A 13282-nucleotide genomic window follows, 5' to 3' on the forward strand; every position below is an offset into this window, starting at 1 on the left:
GTTGGGTGCGGATCAGCCGTTGACGGACGGGATGACCTTGCTCCCGTAGGCGTCGATGGTGGCTTCCTGCGCGTCGTGCATGTCGTAGACGGCGAACTGGTCGACGCCCAGCTCGCGCAGGGCGTTCAGCTTCTCGATGTGCTTCTCGACCGGTCCGACGACGCAGAACCGGTCGACGATCTCGTCGGGGACGAACTCGGTGTCGGGGTTGCCGCTGCGCCCGTGGTGCGCGTAGTCGTAGGCCTGACGGGACTTGATGTAGTCGGTGAGTTCGTCGGGGACGGCGGCGGAGTGCTCGCCGTACTTGGCGACCAGGTCGGCCACGTGGTTGCCGACCATCCCGCCGAACCAGCGGCACTGGTCGCGGGCGTGGGCCAGCGCCTCGGGCGAGTCGTCCTCGGTGACGTAGGCCGGGGCGGCGACGCAGATCCTGACCTCGGACGGGTCACGTCCGGCGGCCGTCGCCGCGTCCTTCACCGCCTTCACCATGTACTCGGTGAGGTAGAGGTCGGAGAGCTGGAGGATGAAGCCGTCGGCCTCCTCACCGGTCATCTTGAGTGCCTTCGGGCCGTACGCGGCCATCCAGACGGGGAGTTCGGCACCGGGCCGGATCCACGGGAAGCGGATCACCGTGCCGCCGAGGTCCGCCTCCTCGCCCCGGCCCAGCGCCCGGATGACCTTCATGGCCTCGCTGATCCGGGCGAGGGTGTTGGGCTTGCGCCCGGCCACCCGCATCGCGGAGTCGCCGCGGCCGATGCCGCAGACCGTGCGGTTGCCGAACATGTCGTTGAGGGTGGCGAAGGTGGAGGCGGTGACCTCCCAGGTGCGGGTGCCCGGGTTGGTGACCATCGGTCCGACCGTCAGCTTGCCTGTGTTGGCGAGGATCTGACTGTAGATCACGAACGGCTCCTGCCAGAGCACGGCGGAGTCGAAGGTCCATCCGTACGAGAACCCGTTGCGTTCCGCCCGCTTCATCAGGCTGATGACACGGGAGGCCGGCGGGTCGGTCTGCAGGACGAGTCCGAAGTCCATGGGCGCCACTCCTAGGTGAGGTACTGACAGGTGGAGCGCGGGGTGTAGACGCCGTGCCCGGCGTGTCCGGTGTACTCCCGCTCGGTGATGACGGGTTCGCCGCGTGAGAGGACCGTCTCGACCCGGCCGGTGAGCCGCCTCCCCTCGTACGCCGAGTAGTCGACGTTCATGTGGTGGGTCTCGGCGGAGACGACCTGCTCGGCGTGCGGGTCGTAGATGACGACGTCGGCGTCGGCACCGGGGGTGATGGTGCCCTTCTTCGGATACATGCCGAACATCCGGGCCGGGTTGGCGCAGGCGATCTCGATCCAGCGGCGGCGCGTGATGTGTCCGTCGACGACCGCCTGGTGGAGCAGGTCCATGCGGTTCTCGACGCCGGGCAGGCCGTTGGGGATCTTCGAGAAGTCGCCGCGGCCCAGTTCCTTCTGGCCCACGAAGCAGAACGGGCAGTGGTCGGTGGAGACCACCTGGAGGTCGTCGGTGCGCAGGCCCTGCCAGAGCTTGGCCTGGTGCTCCCTGGGACGAAGCGGGGTGCTGCACACGTACTTCGAGCCCTCGAAGTCCGGCTCCGCGAGGTTGTCGGTCGACAGGAACAGGTACTGCGGGCAGGTCTCGCCGAAGACCGGCAGCCCCTCGTCGCGCGCCCGCGCCAGCTCGGCCACCGCCTCCATCGCGGAGACGTGGACGACGTAGAGCGGCGCTCCGGCCACCTGGGCGAGCCTGATGGCGCGGTGCGTGGCCTCTGCCTCCAGGAGCGCCTTGCGGACCTCGCCGTGGTAGCGGGGGTCGGTCTCGCCGCGGGCCAGCGCCTGTTCCACCAGTACGTCGATGGCGATGCCGTTCTCGGCGTGCATCATGATCAGGCCGCCGTTCTCGGCGGAGCGCTGCATGGCGCGCAGGATCTGGCCGTCGTCGGAGTAGAAGACCCCGGGGTAGGCCATGAACTGCTTGAAGGAGGTCACCCCCTCCTCGACCAGCAGGTCCATCTCCTTGAGCGTGTCCTGGTTCACGTCGGAGACGATCATGTGGAAGCCGTAGTCGATCGCACAGTTGCCCTCGGCCTTGGCGTGCCAGGCGTCGAGCCCCTCGCGCAGACCGTGCCCGACGCTCTGCACGGCGAAGTCGACGATCGTCGTCGTGCCTCCCCAGGCCGCGGCCCGGGTGCCGGTCTCGAAGGTGTCGGAGGCGAAGGTGCCGCCGAACGGCAGTTCCATGTGGGTGTGGGCGTCGACACCGCCCGGGATGACGTACTTGCCGGTGGCGTCGATGGTGCGCTCGGCGGTGAAGGTCTCGGCGGCGGGGGTTCCGGAGGCGGCGAGGGCGGCGATACGGCCGTCCTCGATCAGGACGTCCGCGTGGATCTCGTCGGACGCGGTGATGACGAGACCGCCGTGGATGAGGGTGCGGCCGGTCATGGGTTCACGCTCCGTTCGGTTGTCGGGAAGGTACCGGTCGTCTGTGGCTGGTCGCGTGGTTCCTCCCCCGGCCTGCGGCCGGGGGTACCCCCAGCGCCCCTGCGGGGGCGCGGAACCCGCCGTCTGCTTGTCAGGGAGCCGTGATCGGGCCGTACGCGTCGGGCCGGCGGTCCCGGAAGAACTGCCAGCGGTCGCGGACCTCGCGCAGCTTGGCCAGGTCCAGGTCGCGGACGACGAGTTCGGTCTCCTTGTCGGAGGCCACCTCGCCGGCGAACTGGCCCTCCGGGTCCACGAAGTACGAGGTCCCGTAGAAGTCGTTGTCGCCGAGGTCCTCGACCCCGACCCGGTTGATCGCGCCGACGAAGTACTCGTTGGCGACGGCCGCCGCCGGCTGCTCCAACTGCCAGAGGTAGCGGGAGAGCCCGCGTGAGGTGGCCGACGGATTGAAGACGATCTCGGCGCCCGCGAGGCCCAGGGCCCGCCAGCCCTCCGGGAAGTGCCGGTCGTAGCAGATGTAGACGCCGATCCGCCCGACCGCGGTCTCGAAGACGGGCCAGCCGGCGTTCCCCGGGCGGAAGTAGAACTTCTCCCAGAATCCCGGCACTTGCGGGATGTGGTGCTTGCGGTACTTGCCGAGGTACGAGCCGTCCGCGTCGATCACGGCCGCGGTGTTGTAGAGGACGCCGGGCTGCTCCTCCTCGTACACCGGCAGGATCAGGACGATGCCCAGCTCCCGTGCGAGGGACTGGAAACGCTGGACGACCGGGCCGTCCGGCACCTGCTCGGCGTACTCGTAGAACGCCTTGTCCTGGACCTGGCAGAAGTAGGGTCCGTAGAACAGCTCCTGGAAGCACAGGACCTGGGCGCCCTGCGCGGCCGCGTCGCGGGCCGCCTGCTCGTGGACCCGGATCATCGACTCCTTGTCGCCGGTCCAGGCGGTCTGGAACAGGGCGGCGCGAATCACTCGGCTCATCGGGACCTCCGGTCGCTCGGTGTGCGAGGAGCCTAGGAAGTCCGGGGGCCGGCTTTGAGTACCGGTGTGTCACGTCTGCGGGCGTTCCCCGTGTCACCGTGTCACGCGTGCGCCGACTCATGTTTCCCCGCCGTTTTCCCAGGTCGTCGCATGTTTCACCCCTGTTGCGCGTCATGTGAGAGGAGCGCGATGTGCACGGAGGCCGCCTGTTCGAAGTCGTCCAGGTCGACGCCGAGCCTGCTCTGTATCGCCTCCAGGCGGCGGTACAGCGCGGGCCGCGAGACGTGGTGAAGCTGGGCGGTACGGGACTTGTTGCGCCCGGTGGCGAGGTAGGTCCGCAGGACGGCGAGGAGGTCCTGGTCGGTACCGACCGGACACAGCAGTCCGTCCAGCTCGCGCTCGGCGAAGGCCTGGACGTGCGGGTCGTCGCGGAGCAGCCGGATCAGGCCCCGCAGGTGTACGTCCCTGAGCCGCACGACGGGTGGCAGGTCCAGGGCGGCCGAGGAGTCGGCCACGGCGTCGGCCACGTGCCGCGCCTCGCGCAGGCCGGTGGGCACCTCGTCCCAGCCGGTGCGGGGGCAGGCCGCGGCCACCACCGCGTGCGGCCGCGGCGTCTCGTCGTGCAGCCGGAGGGCGAAGTGCGTGGCGAGGGCGTCCGCGTCCTGGTCACGGGCGAGGCTGAGCAGGACGGCGGTGACGCGTTCGGTCAGTTCGGCGACGAGTCCGGGCAGCCCCAGCAGGCGCAGGATCCGCTCCACCTGCGCCGGTTCGGCGTCGCGTACGACGACGGGGACGAAGGTCCGCCGGTTGACCGGCAGTCCGGCCGCCCGGGCCCGGGGCAGCAGTTGACGGGCCGGTACGACCCCGGAGACCAGGTCGGTCAGCAGGCCCTGCGCGGACTGCTCCTCCCAACTGCGCGCGGCGCCGCCGCCGAGCATGCGGTGCAGGACGAGGGCCTCGGCGCCGCGGTCGGCGAGCAGCCGCCCGGTGGCGGTGTCGCCCCGGTACCCGCAGAGCATGATCTCTCCCCACCGCTCACCCCGGCCGGCGAGTTCGGCGCGGATCCAGCCGTCGCCCTCGCCGCCGCCGGCCTGCCGGGCGATGCGCTCCCAGTCCCGCAGCACGTCGTCCACGGCCGACCGCTCCCCCGCGGTGGCCAGGACCCGGTGGGCGAGGTTGGTGACGACGACGGGACAGGCGCTGTGCACGGCGACCTCGTCGAGGAGGCGTTGCAGGGGGGCGCCGGCGGTGATGAGCCCGGTGAGGGCGGTACGGACCGCCTCGGAGAGGCTGACCGCGGCGAACTTGCGGCGCACCAGGCGGGACTGGACCTCCTCGGTCAGCTCGGCGAAGGGGAAGGGGCGGTGCATGACCACCAGTGGCAGGCCGCACCGGTCCGCCGCGCGGCGCATGGCGTCGGGCGGGGCCGGGAAGGCCCGGCCGAGCCCGAGGACGACCGCGGCGGCCTCGGCCCGGTACAGGGACTGGATGTAGTCGGCCTGTTTGTGGGGGTCGCCGGCCAGCAGGACGCCGGTGGTGAGGACCATCTCACCGCCGGTGAGCATGACGCCGACGTCGGGGGCCTCGGCGACGTGCACCCAGCGGACGGGGCGGTCGAGGTGCGCGGCTCCGGCGACCACCTCGGGGTCTCCGGCGAGGACCCGCTCCAGGGACAGGATCTGACGGACCGACAGTATGGGGGTGTCTGTGGTGTTGGGGGGATCCCAAGTGGCGGTCATCTTGTGTGTCCCTTGGTCGGTGCGGTGCGTTCGGAGGCTGCGGGCCGGTGGGGTTTTGGCGGGCTGTGCCCGGCCACATAACATTCGGTGTGGTGCGCAACCCCCTGCTTTTAGGGGCGCGGGGAACTGCGCGACCAGCAACGACGGCGCCGCAGCCGGCACACGGCGGAGCGCCTAGTAGGCGCTCCTCAAGGCCTGTTCGAGAATCGTCGCGCCCTCCTCCGCCTCGGCCACCGTCAGGGACAGCGGCGGGGCGATGCGCAGCGCGCTCGTGTTGTGGCCGCCGCCCTTGCCGATCAGGAGGCCGGCCTCGCGGGCGCTCTCCAGCACGGTCGACGCGGACTTGGGGTCGGCCTCGTCCGTGCCCGGCTTGACCAGTTCGACGCCGATCATCAGGCCGCGGCCCCTGACCTCCCGCACGCCGGGCAGTTGGGCGGCGACGCAGCGGAGGCGTTCGATGAGCAGGCCGCCCACCCGGCGGGCGTTGCCCTGGAGGTCGTGTTCGAGGAGGTACGACAGGTTGGCGAGGCCCGCCGCCATGGTGATCTGGGTACCGCCGAACGTCGAGATGCTGTTGGAGTCCAGGCAGTTCATGATCTCGGAGCGGGCGATCACGCCGCCGACGGACATGCCGTTGCCGATGCCCTTGGCGAAGGTGACGATGTCCGGCGGGCCGCTCTGGCCGTGCGCCTGCCAGCCCCAGAAGTGCTCGCCGGTGCGGCCCCAGCCGGTCTGCACCTCGTCGGCGATCCAGAGGATGCCCTGCTCCTGTAGGACCTTGCGGAAGGCCGCGTACAGCCCGTCGGGCGGGGAGGTGAAGCCGCCGACGCCCTGGATGGGCTCGGCGATCAGCGCCGCCGGAGGACGGGTGTGGCCGAGGAGATCGCGCAGGTCGTCGACGCAGGCGGCGATGAAGTCACGGTCGTTGAGTTCGGCGTACGGGCCGCGGGTGCGGACGCCGCCGTGGACGTAGAGCGTCTGCAGCGGCGAGAGGGCGGTCGGGGACCAGCCCCTGTTGCCGGTGATGCCGACGGCGCTGAAGGAGCGGCCGTGGTAGCTGTTGCGCATCGCCAGGACGGTGTTGGTCCGGCGGTAGGTCGTCGCGAGCAGCAGGGCGGTGTCGTTGGCCTCGGTGCCGGAGGTGGTGAAGAACACCCTGGCGTCCGGGATCCCGCTCAAGTGGGCTACCCGTTCGGCCAGTTCGACCATCGGACGGTTGAGGTAGAGCGTGGAGGAGTGGATGATCCGCCCGGCCTGCTCGCTCACCGCCTTCGTCACCTCGGGGAGGGCGTGCGCGGTCATCGTGGTGAGGATGCCGCCGAAGAAGTCGAGGTAGCGGTTGCCGTCCGTGTCCCAGACGTGCCGGCCCTCGCCGTGGGTGATCTCCAGCGGCTCGTCGTAGTAGAGGGCCAGCCAGTCGGGCAGGACCTGACGGTGGCGGGCGAAGAGGTCGTTCACGGCTGTACCAGCCCTTCGTAGGCGTCGGGACGGCGGTCACGGTAGAAGGCCCACTGCTGGCGTACCTCGTCGATCAGGTCGAAGTCGAGGTCCCGGACGACGAGTTCCTCGTCCTTGTCGCTCGCGGTCTCCCCCACGAACTGCCCGCGCGGATCGACGAAGTAGCTCGTGCCGTAGAAGTCGTTGTCGCCGTACTCCTCCTGGCCGACCCGGTTGATGGCGGCGACGAAGTACTCGTTGGCGACGGCGGCCGCGGGCTGCTCCAGCTGCCAGAGGTAGGCCGAGAGACCACGCGAGGTGGCCGACGGGTTGTAGACCAGCTGAGCCCCGTTGAGGCCGAGTTGCCGCCAGCCCTCGGGGAAGTGGCGGTCGTAGCAGATGTACACGCCGACCCTGCCGACGGCGGTGTCGAAGACCGGCCAGCCGGCGTTCCCGGGCTTGAAGTAGTACTTCTCCCAGAAGCCCTTGACCTGCGGGATGTGATGCTTGCGGTACTTGCCGAGGACGCTGCCGTCGGCGTCGATCACGACGGCGGTGTTGTAGTAGAACCCGGACTGCTCGACCTCGAACACCGGGACCACGATCACCATGCCGGTCTCGCGGGCCAGCTCCCGCATCCGGCGGACCGTGGGACCGTCGGGGACCGGCTCGGCCCAGCGGTAGTGCTCGGGTTCCTGGACCTGGCAGAAGTAGGGGGCGTTGAAGACTTCCTGAAATCCGATGATCTTCGCACCCTGCCGGGCCGCCTCCCGGGCGTGCGCCTCGTGTTTCGCCACCATGGACTCGGTGTCGCCGGTCCAGGTGGCCTGGACCAGAGCGGCGCGTACGACGTTGGCCATGAGCTGCTCCTTCTACGCCCGTAGAGGGTCGAAAGTAAGCCTCCTCGGAGTACTTGCCAAGACCATCGTCGTTAAGCCGCCGAGTCGATCCCGTTTCTAACCTGGCTGGCGGACGCGGGGCCGGTGCGCGGGCCGTCAGGAGGCGAGACCCGCCACCCGCAGCGCGTGCAGCAGGTCCCAGTGGCGCTGGTCCGAGACCGTCAGCGCCGAGCGCAGCAGCAGTGGGACCAGGCGGCGCGGGTCGGGTTCGGCGCTGTGCGCCGCCTCCTCCGGCGGGCGGACCCGGACGTAGGCGTCCAGCAGGGCCCGGACCTCGCGGTCGCGGCCCTGAGTCTCCAGGGCGAGGACGGCCTCGCCGATCTCGGAGGCGGGGCGGGCCACGCCCTGGCGGAGGATCTGGCGGGCGTCGGCCGTCCCCCCCGCGGCGGTCAGCGCGTCGGCCGCCGCCACCAGCCGGTCGGGCGGCAGCGAGGCCGACTCCCACAGCAGCGTGGCCCAGTCGGAGCCGAGCCCGGCGTGCTGGAGGGCGTCCGCGAGCAGGGGGAAGCGGGCGGCGGGCCACCGGGCGGCCTCGGCCAGCAACGCGTGCGCCTCCCCCGTGCGGCCCGCGCCCCGAAGCCGTTCGAGCCGGGCGACGGCCCCCGCCACGGCCCGCTCCGCCTCCCGGTCGGCCTGCTCCGCCACCGGCTCCGGTCGCGCCGGCGCCTCGGCGGCACCGGCGAAGCGGGCCCCGCGCGGGGTTCGGCGGCCTCCGGGGACGGCGGACGGTGCCGGCGGCGCCTGCGGTACGGCACCGGGCGCGCCCTCGTCCTCCACCATCCCGGCGAACCGGGCGCTGCCCCGCCGCCTGCGCTGCCTGCCGGAGGGGGCGGGGGCCGGGCCTCGGACCGGTTCCCGGCCGGCCGCCGCGGCATCCGCACCACCGGCTCCCGGGGCAGCGTCCCCAGCCACCGGTCCGCCGCCCGACGCCCCGCCCACCGAGTCGCCGTCCGCTCCACCCCCGCGCGCGACCACGGGTGCCGACGCGGTCGGGTCGCCACCCGGACCGCCGTGCACACCGGCACCGCCCGTGGCCGCGAACCCCGGCACCGCCCGACCGACCGCCGGGACACCGTGCGGGCCGGCGGCGGACACGGCCTCGAACCCCGGCACCGCCCCACCGACCGCCGGGACACCGTGCGCGCCGGCGGCGGACGCTGCCGGGGAGCCCGGTGCCGGGGTGCCGTGGACCGTGCCGCCGGTCCCGGCCGCCTGTTCCGGCACCGGCCGGCCGGCGCTCGGGCCACCGTCAGGCGTGCCGCCGGTCACGTGGTCCCGTGCCGGTGCCGTCCGGTTCGCCGGGTGGTGCGGGCCCGGTTCGGACCGCGGGGACCTGTCGATGCGCGCGCGGAGTTCGACGCACCGGGCGGAGGCCCGTTCGTGGTCGTCGCGGGCCCATGCGAGGTCGATGTCGAGGGACTCGGCCTCCTCGCGCGAGTGCGCGGAGCTGTAGGCGCGGCCGAGCCGGGCCAGCCGTTCCGCGGCGCGGCGCTGCTCGCGGAGCATGGCTCCGAGGCGGTCGGTGAGCTCCGCACGGGCGCCCGGCCGGGTGTCGTACGCGGCGAGGGCACCCGCGTGCAGCCGCCGGGCCCGGTCGGCCGCGCGGGCGGCGGCCTCGGGGCCGTGGACGCTCGCGAGATCCTGGAGCAGCGCCTCGACGACGTCCCAGGGCGGGATCTCCCGGCCGCCGAGGCAGGCCCGCATGCCGTCGGGATCGCGCTGCCAGAACACCGCGCACCAGCCGCCGCCCTGGTCCAGGCGGGCCAGCACGGAGTTGAGGTGATCCGCGAACTCCCTTACCCGGCCCGGGAGCTGATCCACTGTCATCGCCGCCCCCAACCGACCGGAACCCTTCGGCCTGGTAGGCAACACCAGTCGTGTTACGGGGCTGCTACGGGGAGTTTGCGACGGGCGCGCAGTACGGGATCACGGGATCCCGGCCACCGCCGTCACACCGGGGCCAGGGCGCAGCGGGAGACCAGTTCGTCCATGGACAGGCCGAGCGCGCGGGCCAGCGCGGCGACGGTGAAGAACGCGGGTGTCGGCGCCCGGCCGGTCTCGATCTTGCGGAGCGTCTCGGCCGAGATGCCGGCCTCGGCGGCCACCTCGGTCATGCTCCGGCCGCCGCGCGCCTCGCGCAGCATCTGCCCGAGCCGCTCGCCGCGTTCACGCTCTTCCGGGGTGAGGGGGGTGCGCACCATGCCGTCATTCTAAGCCGTGATTCTTATCCGGTCGAGAAAGCCGGTATAGTAATTGGCATGGTGGAACTGAAGACAGACGTGTCGATCGAAGCGATGTACGAGGCCGGTCAGGTTCTCGGGCAGGCCCTGACAGCCGTGCGGAAGGCCGCGGACGTCGGCGTCTCCCTCCTGGAGCTGGACGAGGTGGCGCGCGAGGTGCTGCGGGCGGCCGGGGCCTCCTCGCCCTTCCTCGGCTACCGGCCCTCCTTCGCGACCACACCGTTCCCCGCGGTCATCTGCGCCTCGGTCAACGACGCGATCGTGCACGGCATCCCGACCGCCTACCGGCTGCGCGACGGCGACCTGGTCTCCATCGACTGCGGCGCCGAGCTCGACGGCTGGGTCGGCGACTCGGCCGTCAGCTTCACGGTCGGCAGGCCGCGCCCGGAGGACGTACGGCTCGTCGAGACCGCCGAGCGGGCCCTGGCCGCCGGCATCGCGGCGGCGGTCGTCGGCAACCGCATCGGCGACATCGCGCACGCCGTGGGCAGGGTCTGCCGCGAGGCCGGCTACGGCATCCCGCAGGGTTTCGGCGGGCACGGCGTGGGCCGTCGTATGCACGAGGACCCGGAGGTGCCCAACGAGGGCCGCCCCGGCCGCGGGATGCCGCTCCGCCACGGCATGGCGCTCGCCATCGAGCCGATGCTGATCGGGAGCGGCCGGGACGGCTACCACGAGGCCCCCGACGGCTGGACCCTGCGCACCGACGACGGCTCCCGCGCGGCGCACGTGGAACACACCGTGGCGATCACGGACGCGGGCCCCCGGATCCTCACGGCGCGGACTCCCGGGAACTGACCCGGGCCGTACGCGACCGCCCGGGTGCCGCCCCGCCCGTGGGGCGGCACCCGGGCCCGGAGTGCTGGACATGCCCCCCTCGGGCAGGCGTGCGAAGGTGGTGTGACCGGGACCTGCAGGGACACCCGCGTGGACCGGCACGACGACCAGCGAGCGCGTCCCGCCAGGCGCCGGGACGCCGGAACGGAACGAACGCTCATGAGCAGCGGCTACCCCGGACCGAACGACTTCGGACAAGATCCTTTCGGAGAGTTCCTCGCCCGTTTCTTCGGCGGCGGGGATCGTCAGGGTCCCCGCCAGGTGGACATCGGCAGGCTGCTCAGCCAGCCCGCCAGGGAACTGGTCCGGGGCGCCGCCCTGTACGCCGCCGAGCACGGCAGCCGGGATCTCGACACCGAGCACCTGCTGCGCGCGGCCCTGACGGCGGAGCCGACCCGCTCCCTGCTGAGCAGGTCGGGCGCGGATCCGGACTCGCTGGCCACGGCGATCGACGGCCGGGCCGGCCCGGTCCAGCACCCGCCCGGCGAGGCGCCCCCGCCGACCTCGCTGTCCCTGACGCCGGCCGTCAAGCGCGCCCTGCTGGACGCGCACGACCTGGCCCGGGCCAGCGGCGCCGGGTACATCGGCCCCGAACACGTGCTGGGCGCGCTGGCCGCCAACCCGGACTCGGCCGCCGGCCACATCCTGAACGCGGCCCGGTTCGCCGCCGGCCTGCCACCGGACGTCCCGGACACCGACCGCGTGCTCTCCAGCACGGACAGCCGCCGCCGGACCGGCACACCCACCCTGGACAAGTACGGCCGTGATCTGACCGAGCTGGCCGGGGAGGGCCGCATCGACCCGGTCATCGGCCGGGAGGACGAGATCGAGCAGACCATCGAGGTGCTGTCCCGGCGCGGCAAGAACAACCCCGTGCTGATCGGCGACGCCGGGGTCGGCAAGACCGCGATAGTCGAGGGCCTGTCCCAGCGGATCGCCGACGGCGACGTGCCGGACATCCTCGCCGGGCGCCGGGTGATCGCCCTCGACCTGCCCGGCGTGGTCGCGGGCACCCGCTTCCGGGGCGACTTCGAGGAACGCCTCAACAACATCGTGAACGAGATCCGCGCCCACTCCGACCAGCTGATCGTCTTCATCGACGAACTGCACACCGTGGTCGGCGCCGGAGGCGGCGGCGAGAGCAACTCGATGGACGCCGGCAACATCCTCAAGCCGGCGCTGGCCCGCGGCGAGCTGCACATCGTGGGGGCGACCACGCTGGAGGAGTTCCGCAAGATCGAGAAGGACGCGGCGCTGGCCCGCCGCTTCCAGCCGATCCTGGTGCCCGAGCCGACCGTCCCGGACACCATCGAGATCCTGCGCGGCCTGCGCGACCGCTACGAGGCCCACCACCAGGTCCGCTACACCGACGAGGCCCTGGTCGCCGCCGTGGAGCTGTCCGACCGCTACCTCACCGACCGCAGGCTGCCGGACAAGGCGATCGACCTGATCGACCAGGCCGGTGCCCGGGTCCGCCTGGGGTCCCGCGCCAAGGGCAGTGACGTACGGGCCATGGAGCGCGAGATCGAGCAGCTCACCCGGGACAAGGACCAGGCGGTCGCCGACGAGAGTTACGAGCTGGCGACCCAGCTCCGCGACCGCATCGTCGAGTTGAGGACGCGCAGCACCGAACTCTCCGGCGAGGACCAGGCGGACGAGGGGATGAACCTGGAGGTGACGGCCGAGGCGATCGCCGAGGTGGTGTCCCGCCAGACCGGCATCCCGGTCAGCAGCCTCACCCAGGAGGAGAAGGAGCGGCTGCTCGGTCTGGAGGCCCATCTGCACCAGCGGGTCATCGGCCAGGAGGAGGCGGTCGCGGCCGTCTCCGAGGCGGTGCTCCGCTCCCGCGCCGGACTCGCCAGCCCGGCCCGTCCGATCGGCAGCTTCCTCTTCCTCGGCCCGACCGGCGTCGGCAAGACCGAACTGGCCCGTGCCCTCGCGGAGGTCCTGTTCGGCAGCGAGGAACGGATGGTGCGCCTGGACATGAGCGAGTACCAGGAACGCCACACCGTCTCCCGGCTGGTCGGCGCCCCGCCCGGCTACGTCGGCCACGAGGAGGCGGGGCAGCTCACCGAGGTCGTCCGCCGCCACCCCTACTCACTGCTTCTCCTCGACGAGGTGGAGAAGGCCCACCCGGACGTCTTCAACATCCTGCTCCAGGTCCTGGACGACGGCCGCCTGACCGACTCCCAGGGCCGCACGGTGGACTTCACCAACACGGTCATCGTGATGACGAGCAACCTGGGCTCGGACGCGATCATCCGGCGCGGCGCCGGGATCGGCTTCGGCCCCGGTGGCGAGGAGGCGACCCAGGAGGCGCGCCGCGAGCAGGTCCTGCGCCCGCTGCGGGAGCACTTCCGCCCGGAGTTCCTGAACCGCATCGACGAGATCGTGGTCTTCCGCCAGCTCACCGGTGAGCAGCTGCACCAGATCACCGAGCTGCTCCTGGAGCACACCCGGCGCATGCTGCACGCCCAGGGCATCACCGCGCACTTCACGGACGCGGCGGTCAACTGGCTCGCGGAGCACGGCTACCGGCCCGAGTACGGCGCCCGGCCGCTGCGCCGGACCATCCAGCGGCAGGTCGACAACCAGCTCTCCCGCCTGCTGCTGGACGGCACGGTCTCGGAGGGCGACGAGGTGACGGTGGACGCGACGGACGGCCACCTGGAGTTCCGCCCCGAGAAGGCGCCCGCGTAGCGGGAGAGGG

The 13282-nt window shown here is 72.1% G+C and carries 10 protein-coding genes; 2 read left to right on the top strand and 8 right to left on the bottom strand.

What is annotated here, in order from left to right; all coding sequences use genetic code 11:
* Nucleotides 1-12: 12 nt before the first annotated feature.
* The 8 genes from ACFY3I_RS02755 to ACFY3I_RS02790 form a co-directional block, all read right to left on the bottom strand.
* Nucleotides 13-1032: a TIGR03842 family LLM class F420-dependent oxidoreductase gene (locus ACFY3I_RS02755; protein ID WP_390859020.1), complete on the bottom strand. Its 1020-nt coding sequence runs from the start codon at nt 1030-1032 to the stop codon at nt 13-15.
* Nucleotides 1033-1043: 11 nt separating this feature from the next.
* Complete coding sequence (gene hydA / locus ACFY3I_RS02760) at nt 1044-2447, bottom strand: dihydropyrimidinase (RefSeq protein WP_365295299.1); 1404 nt, start codon at nt 2445-2447, stop codon at nt 1044-1046.
* A gap of 130 nt (nt 2448-2577) precedes the next feature.
* On the bottom strand, nt 2578-3420 hold the full coding sequence (locus tag ACFY3I_RS02765) for a nitrilase-related carbon-nitrogen hydrolase (protein WP_365295297.1): 843 nt from the start codon (nt 3418-3420) through the stop codon (nt 2578-2580).
* 155 nt (nt 3421-3575) lie between these two features.
* Complete coding sequence (locus tag ACFY3I_RS02770; RefSeq protein WP_390859021.1) at nt 3576-5159, bottom strand: PucR family transcriptional regulator; 1584 nt, start codon at nt 5157-5159, stop codon at nt 3576-3578.
* Between the two features lie 174 nt (nt 5160-5333).
* A complete protein-coding gene (locus tag ACFY3I_RS02775; protein WP_390859022.1) occupies nt 5334-6617 on the bottom strand; it encodes an aspartate aminotransferase family protein in 1284 nt (427 codons plus the stop codon).
* Entirely contained in the window at nt 6614-7456 is an 843-nt protein-coding gene (locus ACFY3I_RS02780) for a nitrilase-related carbon-nitrogen hydrolase (RefSeq protein WP_365295099.1), read from the bottom strand. Before ACFY3I_RS02780 ends, ACFY3I_RS02775 begins: the two co-directional genes overlap by 4 nt.
* A gap of 135 nt (nt 7457-7591) precedes the next feature.
* Complete coding sequence (locus ACFY3I_RS02785) at nt 7592-9322, bottom strand: hypothetical protein (RefSeq protein WP_390859023.1); 1731 nt, start codon at nt 9320-9322, stop codon at nt 7592-7594.
* Nucleotides 9323-9444: 122 nt separating this feature from the next.
* A complete protein-coding gene (locus tag ACFY3I_RS02790; protein WP_365295102.1) occupies nt 9445-9696 on the bottom strand; it encodes a helix-turn-helix transcriptional regulator in 252 nt (83 codons plus the stop codon).
* A gap of 57 nt (nt 9697-9753) precedes the next feature.
* Here ACFY3I_RS02790 and map point away from each other — a divergent pair, with 57 nt between their 5' ends.
* Both map and ACFY3I_RS02800 read left to right on the top strand, forming a co-directional pair.
* On the top strand, nt 9754-10533 hold the full coding sequence (gene map / locus ACFY3I_RS02795; protein ID WP_390859024.1) for a type I methionyl aminopeptidase: 780 nt from the start codon (nt 9754-9756) through the stop codon (nt 10531-10533).
* 198 nt (nt 10534-10731) lie between these two features.
* Nucleotides 10732-13272 (top strand): ATP-dependent Clp protease ATP-binding subunit, encoded by a 2541-nt coding sequence (locus ACFY3I_RS02800; RefSeq protein ID WP_365295105.1) that lies wholly within the window; start codon nt 10732-10734, stop codon nt 13270-13272.
* Nucleotides 13273-13282: the final 10 nt, after the last annotated feature.

It is taken from the genome of Streptomyces sp. NPDC001068 (assembly GCF_042897315.1).
GTDB lineage: Bacteria > Actinomycetota > Actinomycetes > Streptomycetales > Streptomycetaceae > Streptomyces.